Genomic DNA, 5,751 nt, shown 5'->3' with positions numbered 1-5,751 from the left:
GGGGGGTATGCTGACTGGTTGCCGGGGGGGATAACACGGTTAACCAGACAAGAGAATACTGAGACAGAATTGTCGTTTGAGAAAAGGGGGGATACTTTAGAGAATTGGTTGTTTGAGGGGATATCACAAAGGGAAGTCGCGTGGGGGGAGAAGGTTGATGTTGAAATTGGAGTGGATGACAATGATGACTGACTGTTTAACTGATTGTCTGAAAAGAGGGTTGTATTGTAGCTGAAATAGGAATAACAGTGGTTGGTGGGGGGGATGACTAATACTGACTGTTGGCTTATTTGTTTATTGAGATAGGGGTGTGTTAGTTGCCATTGGTTGTCTCTGACTTGAATTATACCTTCATTGGATGTAGTTTCATTCTTCCCCTTATGGGTATAAGGGGGGGATAATAAAACCAAATTTGCTAGAGGCTTCTCTTGTGGTATAATCGTCTTACCAGAAGAGGGGAATAAAGACTGGTTGTCTGAAGGAGGAAAATATCTCCTTGCCGACTGATTATCTGAAGCAATAGTTTCTTTGACTGGAAAGGTGGGGCAAGATAATAATGTCAGGTTGTCTGGAAAAACAGATATATCAGTGGCATAAGAAGTGGCTTTGGCCGGGGATACAGTGGAGGGGGAAGGGGGGGTAGTTGTTTGAGGCGACAATGAGGTAATGAGATTATCAGATGCCAATTGACTTTTTGAAGAGACGGGTATATTGCCGGATGAGATAATTTTTTTGTCAGTGGAGGTAGGAAAAACTAAAATCCACTGTGGTTTTTCATGGAAAGTGGTGGCGAGAGGGTGGAAAAGATGATTATCACTATTATTATTAGACTGGGGGGTATTTTTAGACTGGGAGGGTTTATAGGAGGAGGCGTATTTTCTTAGTTGAAAACTCAACGGCAGAGTAGAAAATACTGTTATAAATATTTTGTTTTACAGAGTATTTGCCGGCAAGGGGAGGGGTGTTTATTTTGATAGCGACACCAACCACTGACTTGGCGGCAAGAAGACAGTAAGACTTACTAGATTATTTGCAGGACTGAGGTATAATGTGTTAATGATTGTTTATCCGAGTTTATACCAATAGGAAAAGATATACTCATTCACTTTTCAATCTGGAAAGAGATTATAGTAATGTAACTACACTAATAGTTTGTCTGAAAAGACTATTGGATTAGTGATTGGTGGCGAGTAAAAAAGACGAGGAAATATTTTAATTGCTAAGGGAAAGAAATTCCGATGATGATAATTCTCTTTGGAAATAGCAGAAAATGCCAAAACTCAAACTAGTAACAGTTAAAACCTCTAAACTGCACTGCCCCCCAGTATAACAAGAATACAGAGGATTATAAACAGTAGACTTTTCCCCTTAGACGGCATACAAATAAAATAAAGACTCTCCACCCGCCGGAGGCAGTTAATGGAAATCCATATGCTAAGACAAATTCAAGAGCCCCTTGACTGTTGCCCACCAGCCTGCTAACATAAAACATGGCCATCTATACCCCCACTTGTGGCAAGGTGGAAGGAATAAAGACGATACAGCAGTCTTACATTTGCCTCTATAGCCTCCAGCCTCAAGAAGTTGAAGTAAGTTGGTTAAATGATTTGCCAATTGCCAACTGTCTCCATTTTCTGAGAAGGGGGGATTATCTCTAAAAAACACAAACAAGTTGATTCCAAGTATCCTTATTTCCACAAATAAAAGTACAATCATAAATCTACAAATTAAAGGAAAGAAAAGACAAATGAATTTGAAGCATACAGATAAGTGGGTTTGAAGTGTCATAATTCTTTTTAATTAAACCTAATGAAAATTGGATTTAGACATGAATCCACGGGAAGCAGCGGTAAACAGGGTGACTTCAACCCACAACCCCATGGCAACAAATACATAATCTAACTCCACATCACTGACTGTGAGATTTTAAACCCATCTGTGTATCCCTTTTGTATCTTTATTATCACTTTCAGTGTTACTCGTTTTTGCTGTCATTATCAGTATTATTGTCGCCATCGCTATTACCCCCAGTGTGACTATTACCGTTGTGAAAGACTCTGTGGATTAGATTGGGGTAAAAAAAGTGGCAAGGAAGTGGCACAATAAGCTAACCTAGAAGGAAAAATCCCCTTACAAAGCCAGACATTCCTCCAATGGAAAAATGGGAAACAACAGCAATAGTCACAACAACCCTCATGAAGATAATCCCCTTGAGAGTATCAGACAAAACGACAAAGGCGACTTAACAGTTGGCAATACTGACAATCAGACTGGCTATACAGCAGGAAATCCAGAAGGTGTTGCCGGCAGTCAAACAGGAGAAATGAGGGTAGAAAAAAGTGATGGCGAAAATAATACAACCCCCCCAAGTCAGACAATAACAGAGACGGAGGAAAAGAAAAAACAACCAAGGAAAATCCCCCTGTTGGTGTGTTTGATTTTATTATTGTTGGGAGGGGGAGGGGGTTATGGTTGGTATTTCATCACCAGAAAGTTAATACCTCTATTAGAAGAGTCGTTGAGTGAATATATATCCCGGCCCGTTAAACTAGGTAGTGTTGAAAGAGTGTCTCCAACAGGGGTTAGTTTCGGCAAAACCTTCATCCACAAGACTCAAACAGACAATGACTACTTAGTCGCTGAAAGCGTGACTGTTACCATAAATCCTCTCGATTTGTTGAATAGGGAGATAAAATTAAATATACACTTGAACAATGTGCGAACTTTTTTGCAACGGGATGAGGATGGAAAATGGTTGAAGTTAAATCTGAAGCCAAAACCCTCCACTCTGCCTCTTGATTTTAACATATCCGTCAACGAAATCCGACTCACTAATCAATATCTAACTGTAAAAAGCAATCCCAAAGATAACACCCATCTAAATTTCCGAATACCCCAATTGACAATTCAACCGGCAAAGACTAATCTACTATTCAATTCCACCATTTTCCTGCAAACCGGTGAGAAAGTAACCGTAGAAGGGTTGAAAAAATTTGATGACAGGAAATGGCAACTCAAAGTAAATGCCTCACTCATACCCACTGCCATCATCAACCAGCTAAATCTTTTCTCCCTACCTATCACCCTCGACAATGGTAGAATTTCCGCACTGTTAGACCTAAAATTAAAACAAGATGGACTAGAAAAAATAAAAGGCAGTATTCAGTTACAAGGGGTAGACTTAACTATACCTAGACTTCCTAAACCCCTGTCGGCTACCAGTGGCAAAATCCAATTGGCAGACAAACAAATACTTCTCCAACAGGTTAATACCAATCTTGGTTTAATCCCACTGGTGGCAAGTGGAGTCATTAAAGGGAAAGAATTAAATCTACAGGCTAAGATAAAACAACCAGTAGGAATAGGAGATGTCATTTCCTCCCTCCGTCTACCAAAACCTAAATGGAATTTGGCAGGCAAAATTAAAGGAGAAGTAAGTGTATATGGCAAACCAGAAAAACCAATAATCAAGGGGAATATTGTTAACCATCAGCAAGTCAAAGTGGATAGAATCCCCCTCCATAGTCTTGCCGCCAACATAACTATAGCCGATTCCCTCCTCACCATTGACAAATTGCAACTAAAACCACAAATGGGAGGAGAAATAGCAGCTAAAGGCAAGATAGTCTTAGACAAAAAAAATAGCAATTATCATCTAGATATAGAAAGCAAAAATATACCCGCGGGAAAACTAACTAGCCTATATCAACAAACCCCTCCTATCCCCATTGGAAAAGTTGTTGGGAATTATAAACTCTCCGGCAACTGGCAAAAACTAGAAGACTTCCGATTGACGGGTTTTTTTCAACTACAGACTTCTGGCGGCAAAGCAAAAGTCAATAATCTACAACTAAACCGACAGTCTTGGCAGGCGGATGTAAAGGTATTTGGCATCAGTCTAAAAGAAATACCTTTTATAGATTGTGAAAAATGGAAATGTGACAACTCCCATCTAGACGGCTTCTTCCATTTACTGGGAGATACTCAAAATCCAGCGAAAACAAAACTAACAGGTAACTTCCATATAAACTACCGGGGTAGTCTAATCAACCTAGAAAATACCAGCATTCAAGGCGACTACTGGCAAACCGTTGTCAAAACACAGGGATTAGATATAAAAAAACTTCCTTGGGGAAAAGGAATTAACTTGCAATCCCCATCAATCCCCCTGACTGACACCAAAGTCAACGCAAACCTCATCCTCGGGGGAAAAATAAGGGATATGGGTACAAAATCCCCCGCCTCTAGTGGTGACAGGATTATCAGCATAAGGGGAAAAGGGATAATTGATTCACCCCAGGGAAAGGCAGAATTGACAAATATCTCCCTAAACGGCAATCAGCTGAAAGCAGAGGCTATTATCCATAGGTTTTCCCTGCCAAAAAGGGGTTATTGGCGTGGAGAAGTAAGAGGCAAAGTAAATCTCGTTGGTGATGTTGACCATCTAACCCCTGGAAAAACCTATTTACAAGGGGAGTTAAAATTTAGTAAAGGTTTTGCCGCCATCACTAAACCTCTGGAAATTACCTTTTCCTGGAATGGGAAATACTTTAAGATAAATCGAGGGATTGTAGACAATTGGATAGCAAAAGGGATTATTGCTTACGACTATTCTGAGAATAAAATCAAAAATCTCGATTTAGACATCACTGGCAAGGGTATTAGTCTATCAAAGTTGCCATTACCATCACAAATTCCCGAATACCGAGGAAAATTTGACTTTGACGGCAATTTGAGGGGAGACTTGTCACAGCCACGGCTAAAGGGGAATGTCATTCTAAGTGATTTCCGGTTGGCGGGTTTTAACTTCTCCCCCCTAAAAGGGAATTTAGAGGCTAACAGTGGAGAAATAACATTGAGTCTGAAAAGTGAGAATCAACAAGAAAAATTGTTATTAAGACTAAATCCAGACTTTTCCCCTCACCAAATTTATCTCAGGCATGGGGAAACAACCATCGCCGGAATGACACCACACTCTTCCCCCCACATGTCAGTAGATTTGAGTAATATACCCCTCGCTACAGTCTTCCAGTCTACCCGTCACCTTCTCCCCGCCAACATTAGAGATATTAAAATCAGTGGCAGTCTTTCTGGCAGAGTGGAGTTGAATGTCAAAAGTCTAAATTTGCTTACCTCCAGGTTGACTATTCGTAAACCCTCTTTAAATCACTGGCAAGGTGACACTATTACCGCCGAATTGATTAGAGAAAAAGAGGCAATCAATATAGTCAATGGCAACCTAACACATCAAAACAATCAATATCTTTTTCAGGGAAAATTATTGCCTCTGAAAGACAAACCCAGTCTTAGGCTTGCTATTAATCTCCCCCCCACAGATATCCAACCATTGTTGACTAGTTGGGGAATTTTTGAGTTTGAGGATATACCCACGATTTTTCAGTCAAGGAGATATGCCTCTGCCAAAGACTTATATATATCCCCCCAGCCTCAAATTCCTAGAAAAGACGACATGAGTTTTCAACCAAGAAAATATACCTCCCTCCCTACACCCCTCCAATCCAACAATACCCCCCAGTCTAAAAGTAATAATGGTCTATCCTACCCCCTCCCCACCACTTTCCATGAAAAACCCCCAGGATGGCTATCCTCCTTTTTATCCCCCCTTTTTACTAACCAGTCGACTGTAGTTTTTCCTACCTCCACTGACAAAAAAATTATCTCATCCGGCAATATACCCGTCTCTTCAAAAAGTCAATTGGCATCTGATAATCTCATTACCTCATTGTCGCC

2 protein-coding genes are annotated in these 5,751 nt (G+C 40.4%); one reads left to right on the top strand and one right to left on the bottom strand.

Going from position 1 to position 5,751, the window contains the following annotated elements:
- Positions 1 to 896, bottom strand: an 896-nt coding sequence (locus tag IGQ44_02855) for a hypothetical protein (GenBank protein ID HIK36919.1), incomplete at its 3' end; no start/stop codon positions are given.
- A 1,265-nt stretch (positions 897 to 2,161) separates the two neighbouring features.
- Between IGQ44_02855 and IGQ44_02850 the strand changes: the two genes are divergently transcribed.
- The coding region (locus IGQ44_02850) for a hypothetical protein (protein HIK36918.1) at positions 2,162 to 5,751 on the top strand (3,590 nt) is incomplete at its 3' end.

Origin of the sequence: Geminocystis sp. M7585_C2015_104, from assembly GCA_015295805.1 — a bacterium.
In the GTDB taxonomy this organism is placed as follows: Bacteria; Cyanobacteriota; Cyanobacteriia; order Cyanobacteriales; family Cyanobacteriaceae; genus DVEF01.
Note: the sequence above shows the minus strand (reverse complement) of the source record. Positions and strands in the feature narration are given on the sequence as shown.